An 18,617-nucleotide genomic window follows, 5' to 3' on the forward strand; every position below is an offset into this window, starting at 1 on the left:
TCACTTATCACAACTTCCATCGATAGATTTACTTGAGTCACAATTTACTTGCTCAAATTTACCCACCTCAACATCACCAGTCACCGAACTATTAGAAGCCACATCTGACATCACTTTATTAAAGGCCGAGTGCAAAGAACCTCCCAAGTTAATTGACTTCAAATCAAATAAACCTTGCGGGCGAATACCCACAGCATTCATAGCAGTGACTGCAGCCGTATTCACATTAGAGCCCCCCAAAGTAAAAGTGACTGAGGTTGTTCCATTATTTAAAGCAAAAGCTGGGGGAGCTAAACCAATATTAAATGTGATGTCAGCATGATTGGTTGTAAACACAATATTATTATTTGCAATACTGCTAGATCCACCCAAAGTGAAATTATTAGAGGTGTACGTCTGAGCAGATGCTGTTGTCACATTAGCCATAATGTTAATTGTTCCAGCATACTGACTTGCATTAACTGGTGTGTCAGAAAAACTCTTGCCTGAAGCAATGTCCTGAATACCTGTTACCGCTGTAATAGAGTACAAAGCTTTTGTAGCGCCAATTGGATTACCAAATGTAATTACAGGATCAGTTGCTCCAGACCAATTAGATACAGCCAAAACACTTAAGGTATGCGTATTTAGCGTGGCATCATCAATACCACCTGCGTATACCGTGCCACCCGTCATTTCATAATTACCGAATGTCACACTTGGATCTTCTGATAACAAGGTTCTAAAGAGACCATTACTTCCGTTATCACCAATCCAAACATGACCCAAGTAGGATTGAATTTCATTAGTGATGATGTCAGCATTGATGTAAATATTCTGCGCTTTAACAGTGAACTCATAAATATTACCATCAGCAATACCTGCCAAAGTACCACGAGTACCAATAGTTTGATTGAAAACAATACTTCCTGCGCCAGCCTCGATCGTTAATGAACGTTTGTACAAAGCTGATTGTAATCCAGCATTGATGGTGCCATTAAAAGTAATATTGCCACCATTAGAAATTAACGATACTGGGTTTAATGTGCCTCCACTCATGTAAGGACCAGTACCAGGAGCATTACCGCCAATAACGTTACCACCACGCAAGGTCACAGTGCCGTTATAAGTTTGAGAACCGTATGTTGCAATATCATTAATGTCTGCAGTACCAATTACAGTCAATCCAGAAGGTACGCCAGTCGTATTTACAATACTATTGCCACTTGTCATCACAAGAGATGAAATTGTCTGAATAGACCTAAGATCCCATACAGCACTGCCCGCCATAGCTACCGATGTGCTATCAGACAAGCTACCAGTTACGCTCAACGTACCACCATTAATCGCTGTTGCACCGGTGTAAGTATTAGCACCACCCAAGGTCAAGCTACCAGTTGTTAACGTCAAACCACCAGTACCGCTCATCACACCACTGTATGTACCGTTAGCATTAGTTAGTGTCAATGTATTAGCACCCAGCGCTGTATTACCAGCACCAGACAATGAAGTAATCGTGTCACTAGCACCTAATGCATAAGTAGCACCAGATGCCACAGCTACCGATGTGCTATCAGACAAGCTACCAGTTACGCTCAACGTACCACCATTAATCGCTGTTGCACCGGTGTAAGTATTAGCACCACCCAAGGTCAAGCTACCAGTTGTTAACGTCAAACCACCAGTACCGCTCATCACACCACTGTATGTACCGTTAGCATTTGCCAAGGTCAAGGTGTTGCCATTCAAGTTCACAGCACCAGCACCAGACAATGAAGTAATTGTGTCACTAGCACCTAATGCATAAGTAGCACCAGATGCCACAGCTACCGATGTGCTATCAGACAAGCTACCAGTTACGCTCAACGTACCACCATTAATCGCTGTTGCACCGGTGTAAGTATTAGCACCACCCAAGGTCAAGCTACCAGTTGTTAACGTCAAACCACCAGTACCGCTCATCACACCACTGTATGTACCGTTAGCATTTGCCAAGGTCAAGGTGTTGCCATTCAAGTTCACAGCACCAGCACCAGACAATGAAGTAATTGTGTCACTAGCACCTAATGCATAAGTAGCACCAGATGCCACAGCTACCGATGTGCTATCAGACAAGCTACCAGTTACGCTCAACGTACCACCATTAATCGCTGTTGCACCGGTGTAAGTATTAGCACCACCCAAGGTCAAGCTACCAGTTGTTAACGTCAAACCACCAGTACCGCTCATCACACCACTGTATGTACCGTTAGCATTTGCCAAGGTCAAGGTGTTGCCATTCAAGTTCACAGCACCAGCACCAGACAATGAAGTAATTGTGTCACTAGCACCTAATGCATAAGTAGCACCAGATGCCACAGCTACCGATGTGCTATCAGACAAGCTACCAGTTACGCTCAACGTACCACCATTAATCGCTGTTGCACCGGTGTAAGTATTAGCACCACCCAAGGTCAAGCTACCAGTTGTTAACGTCAAACCACCAGTACCGCTCATCACACCACTGTATGTACCGTTAGCATTTGCCAAGGTCAAGGTGTTGCCATTCAAGTTCACAGCACCAGCACCAGACAATGAAGTAATTGTGTCACTAGCACCTAATGCATAAGTAGCACCAGATGCCACAGCTACCGATGTGCTATCAGACAAGCTACCAGTTACGCTCAACGTACCACCATTAATCGCTGTTGCACCGGTGTAAGTATTAGCACCACCCAAGGTCAAGCTACCAGTTGTTAACGTCAAACCACCAGTACCGCTCATCACACCACTGTATGTACCGTTAGCATTTGCCAAGGTCAAGGTGTTGCCATTCAAGTTCACAGCACCAGCACCAGACAATGAAGTAATTGTGTCACTAGCACCTAATGCATAAGTAGCACCAGATGCCACAGCTACCGATGTGCTATCAGACAAGCTACCAGTTACGCTCAACGTACCACCATTAATCGCTGTTGCACCGGTGTAAGTATTAGCACCACCCAAGGTCAAGCTACCAGTTGTTAACGTCAAACCACCAGTACCGCTCATCACACCACTGTATGTACCGTTAGCATTTGCCAAGGTCAAGGTGTTGCCATTCAAGTTCACAGCACCAGCACCAGACAATGAAGTAATTGTGTCACTAGCACCTAATGCATAAGTAGCACCAGATGCCACAGCTACCGATGTGCTATCAGACAAGCTACCAGTTACGCTCAACGTACCACCATTAATCGCTGTTGCACCGGTGTAAGTATTAGCACCACCCAAGGTCAAGCTACCAGTTGTTAACGTCAAACCACCAGTACCGCTCATCACACCACTGTATGTACCGTTAGCATTAGTTAGTGTCAATGTATTAGCACCCAGCGCTGTATTACCAGCACCAGACAATGAAGTAATCGTGTCACTAGCACCTAATGCATAAGTAGCACCAGATGCCACAGCTACCGATGTGCTATCAGACAAGCTACCAGTTACGCTCAACGTACCACCATTAATCGCTGTTGCACCGGTGTAAGTATTAGCACCACTAAGCACAACAGTACCAGCACCAATCTTCGTGATGCCATAGCTACCTGAGATCACACCTGACAAAGTTAGGGTGTCGCCTGCGTTAGTTGCACCAAGGTTACTGTTAGCAGTCAAAATAATGTCACCCGCCAAGCTACTTGTGACATCAGTTAATGTGCCGCCCGCCAAAGTAATTTGTTCTGCACCAATCGCCACGTTCTGCAGATCCAAAGTGGCCCCTGCTGCAACTGTAGTGCCACCTGCCGTTGTACCAAGTGCTGAACTATTAGTGGCAATGAGGCGACCAGCGTTAACGCTTGTTGTACCCGTGTAGGTGTTAGCACCACTTAAGGTAAGCGAACCACTACCACGTTTAACCAATGCGCCACCGTTACCGCTAATCACACCAGAAATCGTTGTGTTATTGGCATCACCTACAGTTAATGTGTAGCTATTAAGGTTGATTGAACCTGCACCAGACAATGAAGTAATCGTGTCACTAGCACCTAATGCATAAGTAGCACCAGATGCCACAGCTACCGATGTGCTATCAGACAAGCTACCAGTTACGCTCAACGTACCACCATTAATCGCTGTTGCACCGGTGTAAGTATTAGTAGCAGATAACGTTAATGTGCCTGCGCCAGATTTAGTTAATTGACCTGAACCAGCCAAGATCGCTGAGATAGTTGTTATGCCAGTTGCATTTGTGACATTGTAGTTAGCGCTTGTTAGTTGACCAGTCGTACCACTGATAGAACCACTTGATAAGGTCACATTACCAACCGTGTCATTGAAACTTGCAACATCAAATGTACCCCCAGCAACATTCAATGCACCAGCATCAGCCAACACATTGCTTGCGCCTAACGCCAAGGTACCGGCATTAATGGTTGTACCACCTGTGTAAGTATTAGTACCGCTTAAGGTTTGTGTACCGCCACCTACCTTAAACCCGCCAGTACCTGCAATCACACCCGCATAAGTTTCGAAAGCATTAGTCACATTCAAGGTGCTACTACCAAGTGATACTTGGCCGTTACCACTCAATGAAACAATATTGGTTACTGAGCTACCAACACCAACTAAAGAAGGATGGCTAAAGTTAACCCCATAGTTACCACCCCAGTTATTACCATTCACATCAGTAAATGTAATTTTTGCAGAAGTTGCAACACCAGTCAGATTCAGGGTAACTGAATAGTTAGTCAGCGTTGTAGTCGTTGTAAATTGAGTGCTGTTAGTACCAATCAGGGTATTAGAGGCATCATATGCTTCAATCGTAATCTTGCCGGCACGTCCAGCAAACGTTGCATTTTGCTTACCATTGACAGATAAGGTTAACGCTGTGTAAACGTCTGCTAGCGCAATTGTTTTATACACAGAAACGTTAGCAGGGTATGAAAAGATCAATTCACCGTTATAAAACGCTACTGTATTAGTACTTGTAGCACTATATGTACCGAAACCTGCGCCATTCGTTGCCCAGTTGCTGGTTGAAACAAAACTATCTGTCACCAAATTAGGTCCAAGCCCAGTTTTAGCTGTGACATCTAAAGTGCCGTTATTAAGCAAGGCGCTATTTTCAATAGTGCCAGCTGCGCCCAGTACCAGCGTTGCACCTTGATTAACAGTTGTTAAACCAGAATAAGTATTTACGCCACTTAATGTCTGTACACCACCAGAAACTGTAAGACCACCTGTGCCTGCAATTACGCCAGAAAAGGCATCATTAGCAGCTGTAATAGTGAGGGTTTTAGCCCCCAAAGTTACATTACCTGCACCAGCCAATGCCATGATGCTTGCACCCGCCGTCGTCGCACTGATATCCAATGTGCCTGTTGCAGTGACTTTGCTTGACGTTGCAACTGAACCATCACCGCTCAAAATCACTGTGCCTGCGGTGATTACTGTTGCACCTGTGTAGGCATTAACACTGGACAATGTAAGAGTGCCAGCACCAGTCTTTATTAATTGACCTGAACCTGCCAAAATGGCTGAGATATTTGTAGTGCCAGATGCATTTGTAACATTGTAGTTAGCACTTATTAGTTGGCCAGTCGTACCAATGATAGAACCGCTTGATAAAGTCACCGTGCCGACTGTGTCATTGTAAGCACCCATTGCTAATGTACCGCCCGCAACATTTATTTCACCCACATCCGCCATTGCATCGCTAGCACCAAGCGCCAAGATACCTACGTTAATTATTGTGCCACCTGTATATGTATTAGCGCCACTCAAAGTAGCTGAGCCAGCACCATTTTTCGTCAAACTACCTGTGCCTGCCAAAACGCCAGCTATAGTCAACGAAGTACCTGAAGTAGGCGCTACAGTTAACCCTGTACTTGCAGTAAACGTAGTACCACTTGATGTATTAAGGTCTATAAGGTTGACGCTTGTTGCTGATAAAGCACCAGCAGTTAAATTGAGTGAACCCCCTGTCAATGTTGTGATATTCACGGTACCCGCCTCAGCTAAACCGGACCTTACTGAAGGATTGAAAGTCACCGTTGTACCGGATGGAATTATCACCGCTTGCACATTAGATAAGTCAGGCACAACACCTGTCACATTATTATTACTGGTCAATGCCCAGTTGGCAGGATTAAACCACTCACCCGTGGCACCGCCCACCCAAGTCACTGAAGATTGACGAGTAATCGTACTTGCTGAGTTACCAACAAGCGTTACTTGATAGTTGTTACTGTTAACTAAAGTAACGGCATCCAATGTCACCACTTTATCGCCAGCACTCACATTCTTATTTGCGTAAGTAATCGTTGCCGCAGTGATAGTGTCACCATTTTTCAAACCAGCACTCATGGCTGTTAAATCAGCACTCGAAGCAGCGTATGCCAAGCTACCGTCATACACTTTAGTCACATTTGGTGCATTAATTGAAATTGTGTATTTATTTACTGTCAATCCACCAGCGGTGTAAGTAATGCTGTAGTTAGAGGTTGTAAATGTGCCGCCAGTTGCTACACTCGGTGTTAAAGCGTAAGTTCCGCCAGCGTTTGCTGTTGCTAAACCACCGCCATTTGTATCCGTAATGGTCACGCTGCCAATAGTTTCACTATTTTGTAGACCGGTAGAAGTAAACGCTGTTGAACCTGCACCATAGGTCTTAGCTGTGCCGTAAGTTTTGCTGTCGTTATTTGCAGTAATAGTCAACGCTCTGGCAGAGATCGTCACTGGTGCATTTGCCGCATTCAAGGTTGGCAATTGATAGTTACTTGTTAAGCCACCCGAGCTATCTGTAGCGTCACTCAAAGTAATAGCGCTAATATATTTGCTTGCAGCTGCCACGTTAGCATTATTAGCAACTGCCCCCGTGTAAGTAAGAGTTTCTAAACCTACGCCTGTAACAATTGTAACTGTGCCCGCACCCAAAGTCGTTGTGCCATCATAAGTTTTAGCTGCCGATAAACTCACCGTTGCTTTGTTAATCGTGCTTGCAGTGTTATCGGCATAAGTAATGCTGTAGTTATTACCGCTATTGCCATCGCTAATCGTTGCACTGCTTGTTGTTACTGTCTTATTAGCTGTGCCAGCATTTTTATTTGTAAAAGCTAGGGTAGCTGCGGTCACTGTGTCACCACTAACGCCTAATTGTGAGCTCAATGCAGTTAAATTAGCGGCAGTCGTTGTGTACGTTAACCCACCATCATAGGTTTTAGTAATTGCTGGAGCAGTCAATGTCACAGCCTTAGCAGTGATTGTTGCAGTAGCTGAGCCAGAGATGGAAGCTGTGTAGTTAGCACTGTCAGCACCAGTTAAAGTGCCACCGCTAATTGTAAGTGTCTTGTTTTGACCTGCATGCTTGTCACCAAATGCTGCGGTCACACTTGATACTGAAACCAAGTCATTGGTGATCTGACCTGATACCGTACCTGAGTTAGTCACAGTGGCTGTTGTTGTACCGTCATACGTCTTATCAGCAACAGTGAAACCAGAAATACTGATGGTTTTTTGGTTCACAGTTAATGTGCCATTAGTAGCTGTCACGGTGTAACCAAGGGCAGCCATGCCACCATCAGTCAAGCTATAAGTACCCACTTTGATGTTGCCTGAAGTAGAGTTCACACGGTTGCTAATTGCGTAAATTGGGCTATCGCCATTCACCAAACCGCTCACTGAGCCAGTGATTGATGACAAGCTATCGCCATATGTCATGGTGGCTGATGAAGTACTCATCGTCACTGCAATCGCTTCGCGGTAAATCGCATACTTGCCACTTGCACCTAAAGCCGTCGTAAAGTTGTTTGTGCCAACTTTACTCTTATAACGGAAGTTACCAGTCGCTGAACCTACATAACTTGTCACGCCAGCACTGCCGTTTACTGAACCTGTGTAAATCACTACGCGACCATTAGTACCCGCTGTAATCGCAGGCATAGTCGATGGTGAAACCAACGCATAAGACTGAGTGTTATAAACCGTAGGCATTTGAGCCACAGTAACGACATAACCAGCGCCAAATGTATTATTCACAGCAACGCTGGTAATCGTCTCGCCAGCATACGTCCATCCACTTGAGTTAGCTGAATAGTCAGCAACCAAGTCACCAGAATAGTCAGCACTGTTAATCCAGATATGTGAATTGAAAGAATTGCTTGCTAAGGTCTGCACAGAAGTTGAAACAGCTACACCACCATTAATAATTACATTACCGCCAGTTGACGTACCCGCTGCAGTACTCGTACCTGCATTCAAGATGATTGCTGATGAAGAAGTATCAGCTGTCACCACTTGTTTAGCAATGGTTAAATCGCCCGTGTAAGTGCTGATATTAATTGCACCAGATGTAGACACACCATTTGTAGCACCTACAGTACCGATGGTTAATGCATCTTTATCAGCATAAGTTAAAGTGCTCACACCACTAGCTACCAAGGTGCCAATTGCGTTATTCGTGTTGTTATCTAAAGTCACGCTACCGCCAAGCAATAGCAAGTTAGATGCAACAACATAACCATTCGCACCGTCAGTTATAGCACCCGCGCCTTTTAGGGTGATCGTACTACCAGTTGCAGTTAAAGCTGCGTTAATTGTAATTGCGCCACCATAGATGCTGATTGGTCCAGCAATCGTCTCCACAGCCGACATCGTAATGTCTCTAGTATTACCGTCTTTACCAATGGTTAAACCACCAAGACTGCTAATTGCTTTGCTGAAGGTGTAAGCAGTAGTAAAGCTCGTAGATGCTGGCTGAATCACCAAACTGCCTACACCACTAAAACCACTTGTGCTAAAGCTAGGTGCATCATTTTCAATAATGATCTGACCAGCATTAATTGTTGTTGCACCGCTATAAGTATTCGCGCCTGACATCGTCAAGGCACCACTACCTTGTTTAACCAATGCCCCAATACCACTCATGACACCGCTGTAAGTGGTGTTGGTGGCATCACCAACAGTCAATGTGTAGCTGTTAAGGTTGATGCTACCTGCACCTGCAATCGATGCAATCGTGTCGCTTGCACCCAAGTTATAGATTGCGCCAGATGCAACTGCCACAGCAGTTGCATCATTGAGTGAGCCAGTCACGCTTAAAGTACCTGCGTTAATGGCTGTTGTACCACTATAAGTATTAGCACCGCTTAATGTCAGCGTGCTTGCGCCAGCTTTAGTTAGGCTTGCTGTACCAGAGATGATGCCACTGATAGTTGAGGCAGCAGTATTAGTCACAGTAATACCTGTGTCTGCTTTGATAGCCGCAGCAGTTAAAGCACCAGTCGTGACACTGATATTTTTGAGTGATGTAGTAACACCCACTGCACCAGTAAATGTCGTGTTACCTGTACCAGCTGCCACAGTGAGTGACTCCGTATTTGCTGTAGTACCATCCACTGCACCGCTGAATGTCACTGCTGAGTTTGTTGTGGTGAATGTTGTGTCACCTGTTAACTGAACAGGGCCAGCATATGTCTGTGTGGTGGTCGTTGTTACGCCACCGCTTAATTTAGCAGTACCTGTGGCAGCAGTTGCAAATGAGCCAGTTACAGATAGGTTATGTGCATTCGCAGCAGTACCCATGATGAAACCACCGATGTTATTCAAGGTGGTGTTTGCACCAATATTAGAAGTACCTGATGCAACTGTTTGACCAATCTTGACCGCAAAGTTAGTCGAGGCAGTTTGTACATTAGCTGCATTAACAGAACCGCCAATCGTCACTGCGCCTGTTTGAGTACCGGCGTTAAATGATGTGCCACCCACACCATTTCCAAATACAACTCGCGCATAACCATTACCCACTTGACCAGTTTGTGTGCCACCGCCAGTTGAGGTCTGCGTCGCATTACCAGCAATCGTTACACCGCCCGTTACACCACCAACATAAGATGAACCGCCACCGCCACCATTCCATGGTGTACCACCACCACCGCCATAATAACCACCGCCACCGCCACCGCCATGTTCGTAAGAACCGCTATAAACAGCATTGTCACCACCCACACCAAGAGAGCCAGCAGTGCCAGTATATCCATTAGAAGAAGAAGCAGTACCACCTGATACTTGTGAACCACCCGTTGCCTCAACACCACCACCTGCAGAAGAACTTATCCCAGTTAAACCACCACCTGCGCCGCCTGCACCTCCATTGTCAGCACCACCGCCACCGCCTGCTACGATGACACGATTTGAAAGCGCTGTTCCACCAATACGAATATCAGTTGCACCACCACCTGAGCCTCCATTCATGCTACCGCCGCGACCACCACCATTCCAACCACCAGCGGTTCCAGCTGTACCAGCGACGCTACCCCCTTGCCCTCCGACGTAAATACTAATTGTCTGACCAGCAGTCAAGGTATAAGTCCCTGAGGCGTAACCGCCATTACCAAAGACACTAGCAGAATTTGCTGCAGCATTTCCACCTGAAGCACCCCAAACATAAAATGTATAGGTACCAGCAGACGCGGCTGTATATGTTTGAACTGCACCTGTGTAAGTGAAGTTACTTGTTGAACCCGCAACATATTGTCCCGTACCACCCAGGCCGAAGTAGTTCAATGCATAGGTACCACCCACGTTACCTGCTACATTGATGGCACCACTACCACTCAACATAAACAAGTTATTAGCTCCAGCGCTTGTACCATTCACATTACCGCCAAAGGTAATGGCGCTATCAGTCGTCGAAAGCGAAATATTAGTCGCTGAAATCGTCACATTACCCGTGTATTCTTGTGTGCTGCCAGTAGCGATATTGCCACCTAAAGTCGTTGGGCCGTAAACCAGCAAGCTACCAGTCAACGTGATGGCATTAGGCAAGGTAACAGCTGTGGCATTTGTGGTTTGACCAATAATCAAACTACCTAAACTACTAATTGGTGCATTAAACGTATATGCACTTGCAAAGCTAGAAGCGGCTGAACGCACCCACAATGTACCTGCACCTGTATAGCTACTTGATGTGTAAGTGAGTATGTCACGTTCAACAATTAAAGTACCTGCATTAATGGTTGTGACACCCGTGTAAGTATTCGCACCAGCGAGTAGGATTGTGCCGGCGCCATTTTTAATTAAACTGCCGCCAGCCAATACACCTGCCACCGTCAACGTATCGCCAGAAACTGGGGCAACTGTGTAACCTGTGCTTGCAGTCAATGTCGTACCGCTTGATGTATTCAAGTTTGTGACGTTCACTGAGGTAGTTGATAAAGCACCGTTCGTCACTTCTAGCGAACCGCCAGTGAGTGTTGTGATATTCACCGTACCAGTTTGGGCTGTGCCTGAGCGACCAGCTACTGAGTCATTAAATGTCACTGTGCTACCAGATGGAATCACAACTGCTGATACGTTGCTCAAATCAGGAATTGCACCTGCTGCGCTTGTACCTGTCACCGCCCAGTTAGCCGGGTTGAACCAGTCACCTGCGACCCCACCAATCCAAGTCACTGAAGCTTGACGCGTCACAGTACCGCTATTTGCCGCTGCGTAAGTTACGGTGTAGTTATTACCGTTATTGCCATCGCTAATGGTGACAGAACTTGGCGTCACTGTCTTTGAAGTGCCGACGTTTTTATCACTGTAAACCAAGGTAATCGCTGAGATCGTATCGCCACCCACTAGAGCCGAGGCAATGGCTGCACGATCAGCTGCTTGAGTCGTATAAGTGAGTAAGCCATCGTAAGCTTTAGTGATGCTTGGAGCAGTCAATGTCACAGCCTTAGCAGTGATTGTTGCAGTAGCTGAGCCAGAGATGGAAGCTGTGTAGTTAGCACTGTCAGCACCAGTTAAAGTGCCACCGCTAATTGTAAGTGTCTTGTTTTGACCTGCATGCTTGTCACCAAATGCTGCGGTCACACTTGATACTGAAACCAAGTCATTGGTGATCTGACCTGATACCGTACCTGAGTTAGTCACAGTGGCTGTTGTTGTACCGTCATACGTCTTATCAGCAACAGTGAAACCAGAAATACTGATGGTTTTTTGGTTCACAGTTAATGTGCCATTAGTAGCTGTCACGGTGTAACCAAGGGCAGCCATGCCACCATCAGTCAAGCTATAAGTACCCACTTTGATGTTGCCTGAAGTAGAGTTCACACGGTTGCTAATTGCGTAAATTGGGCTATCGCCATTCACCAAACCGCTCACTGAGCCAGTGATTGATGACAAGCTATCGCCATATGTCATGGTGGCTGATGAAGTACTCATCGTCACTGCAATCGCTTCGCGGTAAATCGCATACTTGCCACTTGCACCAAGAGCTGTTCTGCCAGCAGTGCCTTCTTTAGCGTTGTAACGGAAGTTACCAGAACCTGAACCTACATAATCAGTTACACCTGCGCTGTCATTCACTGAACCCGTGTAAATTACTATGCGACCATTGGTGCCTGCGGTGATTGTTTTGCCACTCGCAATCGTAACGTTACCACCAGTCGATGTGCCTGCTGCTGCTCCACTAGCAGCAATCAATACAATTGCACTGCTAGTTGTGTCGGTCGTGCTAATGTTTTCTGAAACAGTTAAGTCACCCGTCACTGTACTAATTCGAATAGCACCAGTTGCTACGATACCTGTTGGATTCACCACGCCAACGGTTAAAGCATTGCTATCAACATAGCTGAGTGAGCTGATATCTTGCGCAGCTAAGGTGGCAACGTTATTCGTCACAGTGGTTAAACTCACTGCACCACCCATTAACGCAAGCTTGTCAGCAGTAATTGCACCTGTACCGTTCACCGAACCTGAACCGTACAGCCAAATTGTGTTAGCACCAGTTGCGGTCAAGGCAGCGTTAATAGCAATATTCGCACCGTAGATTTTTACAGCACCAGCGACACTTTGCGCTGCAGAGATTGTGATATTTGCCGTATTACCTGATTTGCCGATGGTTAAACCGCCAAGACTAGTTGTTGGAACACTAAAGGTATAAGCACCGGTGAAGCTAGCACCTGCAGATTGAATCACCAATGTGCCCGCACCGCTAAAGCCACTTGAAGTGATGCTTGGCACATTGTTCTCAAATACCAAGCTACCTCCATTAACCACTGTCGCACCTGTGTACGTGTTCGTACCAGTTAAGGTTGTTGTGCCTGTACCTGATTTAGTTAGTAACAAGCTTCCACTACCGTTTTGAATCACACCACTGAATGTTGTATCAGTATTTAGACCACCAACTGTCAATGTTTTAGCACCAGCAGTTCCTGTGGTAATCGTACCTGCACCCGCTAAGGAGCCTAGTGTTTCAGCATAGCGCAAGTCAAGCGTTGCACCACTTGCTACAGTCACAGCACTGCTATCGTCAATCGAAGTGCCGCTGGTATTTGCAGAAATTAAAGTACCTGCGTTAATGGCTGTTGTACCACTATAAGTATTAGCACCGCTTAATGTCAGCGTGCTTGCGCCAGCTTTAGTTAGGCTTGCTGTACCAGAGATGATGCCACTGATAGTTGAGGCAGCAGTATTAGTCACAGTAATACCTGTGTCTGCTTTGATAGCCGCAGCAGTTAAAGCACCAGTCGTGACACTGATATTTTTGAGTGATGTAGTAACACCCACTGCACCAGTAAATGTCGTGTTACCTGTACCAGCTGCCACAGTGAGTGACTCCGTATTTGCTGTAGTACCATCCACTGCACCGCTGAATGTCACTGCTGAGTTTGTTGTGGTGAATGTTGTGTCACCTGTTAACTGAACAGGGCCAGCATATGTCTGTGTGGTGGTCGTTGTTACGCCACCGCTTAATTTAGCAGTACCTGTGGCAGCAGTTGCAAATGAGCCAGTTACAGATAGGTTATGTGCATTCGCAGCAGTACCCATGATGAAACCACCGATGTTATTCAAGGTGGTGTTTGCACCAATATTAGAAGTACCTGATGCAACTGTTTGACCAATCTTGACCGCAAAGTTAGTCGAGGCAGTTTGTACATTAGCTGCATTAACAGAACCGCCAATCGTCACTGCGCCTGTTTGAGTACCGGCGTTAAATATTAGAAGTACCTGATGCAACTGTTTGACCAATCTTGACCGCAAAGTTAGTCGAGGCAGTTTGTACATTAGCTGCATTAACAGAACCGCCAATCGTCACTGCGCCTGTTTGAGTACCGGCGTTAAACGTGGTAAAGCTTGCAAGCACAATGCGAGCATAACCATTACCTGCTTGGCCAGTTTGTGTGCCACCGCCAGTTGAGGTCTGCGTCGCATTACCAGCAATCGTTACACCGCCTGTTACGCCACCAATATAGGACGAGCCACCGCCGCCGCCATGGAAGCCTGAACCACCACCGTAGTAACCACCACCACCAGCAGCGCCACCCCAGCTCCAACCATTACTATCCGCACCAACACCTAAAGAACCTGCAAAATATAATGTTCCCGATTGAGCTGCCCCTGATGCACCACCTGCAGATTGCGTACCACCAGCACCAGCACCATTACTTTCAGTAATAGCATTACCAGCACCACCTGTGAGTCCACCACCATAACCGCCAGTTGTTGGCACCGTATATAGATAACCAGCACCACCACCACCGCCAGCAACAATCACACGATTGGTCAACGCAGTTCCACCAACACGAATATCTGTTGCGCCGCCACCGCCGCCGCCGCCAGAACCCGAATTAATAGCAGTACCGCCGCCATTCCAACCGCCAGCTGCAGAACCAGTCGTCAGACCTGATGCAGCACTATCTGCACCCGTACCACCGACATAAATTGAAACCGTTTGACCAGCGCTTAATACATAATTACCGTAAGAGTAACCACCCATACCACCGCTTGCATTAGCTTGAGCTGAATCGCCACCTTGCGCACCCCATGTATAGAATGTGTAAGTGCCAGCATAAGTTGCTGTGAAGGTTTGCACTGCACCTGTATAAGCAAAGTTAGTAGTAGAGCCCGCTTGATACTGTCCTGTACCACCCAAACCAAAGTAATTCAATGCATAGATATTACCCACACTACCTATCACATTGACAGAACCAGTTCCGCTCAATATATACAAGCTATTACCGTTTGCGATTGTGCCATTCAAATTACCGCCAAAGGTAATACTGTTGCCTGTTGAGCTATTACCCATGGTCGATAGTGAAACGCTAGATGCTGAGATGCTCACATTGCCCGTGTATTCTTGCGTGCCACCTGTAGTGATGTTTGCGCCCAATGTTGTTGGTGCATTCACAAGCAAGTTACCGTTAATATTAATCGCGCCAGACAAAGTCACCGCTGTGGCATTGCCAGTTTTACCAATCGTTAAGCCACCCAAATTACTGATTGTGGCATTGAAGGTATAAGGAGAAGCAAAGTTTGCAGCAGCTGATTGCACCACTAAAGTACCTGCACCAGTAAAGCCGCTAGTTGCAAATGTCAAGGTGTCACGTTCAATCACCAACTGACCGGCGTTAATAGTTGTTGCACCAGTGTAGGTGTTAGCACCTGTGAGCGTGATGGTGTTAGATGCATTTTTAATTAAAGCACCAGAACCTGAAATCACTTTGTCATAACTAAAGTCATCGCTACGGTTAAAGGTCAAAGTTGCGTTATTAGTTACATTACCAGCGCCCAAAGTACCGACTGCCCCACCTGCACCTACCTGTAACACACCTGCTGAAATCGTTGTCGCACCATATGTATTAGCACCAGTCAATATCAAGGTACCCGCACCAGTCTTAGTTATGCTAAAGGCACCAGAAATAACACCAGACATGGTAAAGGTATCTACAGCATTTGCCACGCTGATCGTACTATTAGCTGATAGTGTCACATCCCCAGCTAAGCTACTAGTTGCATCAGCTAAGGTACCACCATTCAAAGCAATCGCTTCTGCACCTACTGTTACACCAATTAAGTCAAGCGTTGCGCCACTAGCTACTGTCGTTCCATTTGCAGTCGTACCTAGACCACCATTATTGGTAATATTCAAAGTACCTGCACTGACAGTAGTCGCGCCAGTATATGTATTAGCACCAGCTAATGTCACAGCACCTGTTTGGCTAGCCCCGTTAATCGTCAGGTTGTAAGCACCATCCACAACCCCGTTGACTATTAAGTTATTACCAGAAGTTGCTGCCAAACCACTGTTAGCAGTCATGGTAATGCCGCGATTAGCACTCAATGTAAATGAGCCTGCCGCTTGAAGCACACCGCCACCAAGCGTGATTGAGCTTGCTGTTGTTGAAGATGGCACAGCACCCAAGCTTCGATCCGTTGTAATAGACAAGATACCTGCAGAAATAGCCGTGCTAGCCGTATAAGTGTTAGTGCCAGATAAAACCAATGTACCTGCACCCAGTTTAGTTAAAGCACCACTACCACTTACCACGCCACCTAAAGTGATATTACCTGTTGCAGTAATTGAAGTATCAGCCGCCAATGCAACCGTACCAGCATAACTTGCCGCAGTCACTGAGCTATTAATCAAAGCACCACCTGAGCTGATACCTGTGCCACTCAAGGTCAAGGCATTTGTATTAGCCACTGTTTGACCATTTAAATCAAGTACTGCACCATCAGCCACTGAAACTGCACCAGCAGAATCACCTAGGGAAGATGCATTACCCAGTTTTACAGTACCTGCTGAAATAGTAGTGCCGCCTGCATAGGTGTTAGCGCCATTGAGTACTAAAGCCCCAGCACCTTGTTTGGTGATGGTCGTTGTATAGCCAGTTGCATTGGCAATCGCGCCAGTAATCGTACTAGTGGTAGCAGCTGAGTTAACGGTCAGAGCTCGTAAGCCACTGGTTGCGCCTGTAATGTTCACTGCACCAGCGCCAGCGTTAATATTGAGACTTGGGTTTCCACCATTCACCGATACCTGCATCTTAAAGGCTGTTGTTCCCATGCCCACAGAGTTTTGACCTGTAAATGTCCAGTCAACATTCCCAACGGTACCTGTAGTGGTGCCAATATAGTTACCCATACCTACATCTGGCGTAGCGCCATGATTATTCCAAGCTAATACGGTCTGAACTGAACCCGAGGTGATGTTATGAACCTGGAATGACCCGTACGTACCCGCCACAGGCGTATCATTGTAGTCATACGCTGACGAACTACCTGAAGATAGCCCCCCAGCATTACTGATAGTTTGAGTGTAATTTAATGGCCACAACTCCAAATAGCCTGTGAAACCTGAGCCTGTGATCACACCACTAGCTTTACTAGCAATACCCGCAGTTTGGTTAGAGCTCACCACCATGTTATTGACGATTTTTTGCAACACTAAATTATTTGACACATCAGGGATGCGTAAATCAGCCGCAGTTAAGTTATTTGCCCATGCGTCAAACGTCACCTGAACCCAGTAAGGTGTGCCGCCATAAGTCACTTCCATACGGTAAGTGATGCGGGTAATAGGCGTGCTCAACGAGCCAGAATTATCCACACTGTAGACAATCGAATTACCAGAGCGTGTTGGCGTAGTTGTTTCATACAACAAGAAATTTGAGCCCGCGACACCAGTGATTGCACCACCAATAGTCACACCACCACTTGTTGAGTTCAGACCAATATCACCACCAACACCCAAATTACCAGTGTAAATTTGTGCGCCAGTTGTCCACACATTGCCATATAAGTTAGCTGCACCGCTCACTGACAAGCTAGTAAGGCGAGTTGAAGAAGTGCCAACAGTTGAACCTAAAGTTAAGTCACCTGTATTCGTCACAGTTAAGCCAAAAGCACCCGCAATCACACCGTTTAAGGTTAATGCGCCCGTACTCTTAATAGTGGTATCAGCCGCTAGGGTAATCGCACCAGCATAAGTAGAAGCAGTACTGCTTGAGTTATATAAAGCACCACTACCGCTAACACCAGAACCACTTAATGTGATTGGCACTAATGTTGTGATGCTATAACCAGATAAATCTAATGCTGCGCCATCAGCAACTGTGACACCAGTAGCCGCAGTACCTAATGGTGAATTAGCACCGCTGCTAGAAGCACCTAATTTCAAGGTGCCTGCTGAAATAGTCGTCAAGCCTGTGTATGAGCTATTACCTGATACGGTTAATACTCCAGCACCAAGTTTTGTCACGGTAGCCGATGTACCAGAGATCGCACCACTATAAGTTGATGCGCCAGACTGAGTTACAGTCAGTGCACGACCAGTGGCTAAAGTAATTGCGCCAGCGCCTGTTAAGCCTGTCGTCGTAATCCCAATATTACCTGTCGTGGCGTTTGTTGTAGTTAAGCCGCCAGTCAACGTGACTGCAGCACCGTAGATATTAATCGGACCAGAAATACCGATGTCATTGCTAATCGTGACTGCTGAATTCGATGTTGAACTTGCGTTACCAATCGTTAAGCCAGTGAGATTTGCAATGCTGTTAATCGTGATTGCATTAATTGAGCCAGTACCGGCAAAGTTAGTGCCTGAACCGCTCCAGGTAAATGTTCTCGCAGTGCCAGCGCTATCTGTGAATGCATTACCAAATGGCGCAAAGGTCAAAGTACCCGTACTTGTAATCGTAGTCGTACTGCTATAAAAGTAATCGCCTAGGATCGTGATAGAACCACTACCAACGTTGAACACTTGTGCGGCACCATTCGCAATAGCTACATCATAACCAGTACCACTACCGACATTACCAGCTAACCAAATAGAACCGCCACTGGTTGTCCAAGTACCTTGCGTGTCAATCGCATTTCCGTTAGCACCACCGCCAGCGCCAGCCGCACCATTCCCG

The 18,617-nt window shown here is 46.3% G+C and carries 2 protein-coding genes (1 of these 2 running past the window's edge); both read right to left on the reverse strand.

The genetic code is table 11. The features are described from left to right. Positions 1-13,989, reverse strand: coding sequence for an autotransporter-associated beta strand repeat-containing protein (locus ICV01_RS07220; RefSeq protein ID WP_215286998.1), 13,989 nt, complete (start codon positions 13,987-13,989; stop codon positions 1-3). Further along, positions 13,916-18,617 carry the final stretch of an autotransporter-associated beta strand repeat-containing protein gene (locus ICV01_RS07225; protein WP_251369422.1) on the reverse strand. Its footprint extends 14,435 nt past the window's final position, so the window shows 4,702 of its 19,137 coding nt (coding positions 14,436-19,137); its start codon lies off the right edge, out of view — the gene reads right to left on this strand; it ends in the stop codon at positions 13,916-13,918. Before ICV01_RS07225 ends, ICV01_RS07220 begins: the two co-directional genes overlap by 74 nt.

This window comes from Polynucleobacter sp. MWH-Spelu-300-X4 (assembly GCF_018687515.1).
Lineage (GTDB): Bacteria > Pseudomonadota > Gammaproteobacteria > Burkholderiales > Burkholderiaceae > Polynucleobacter.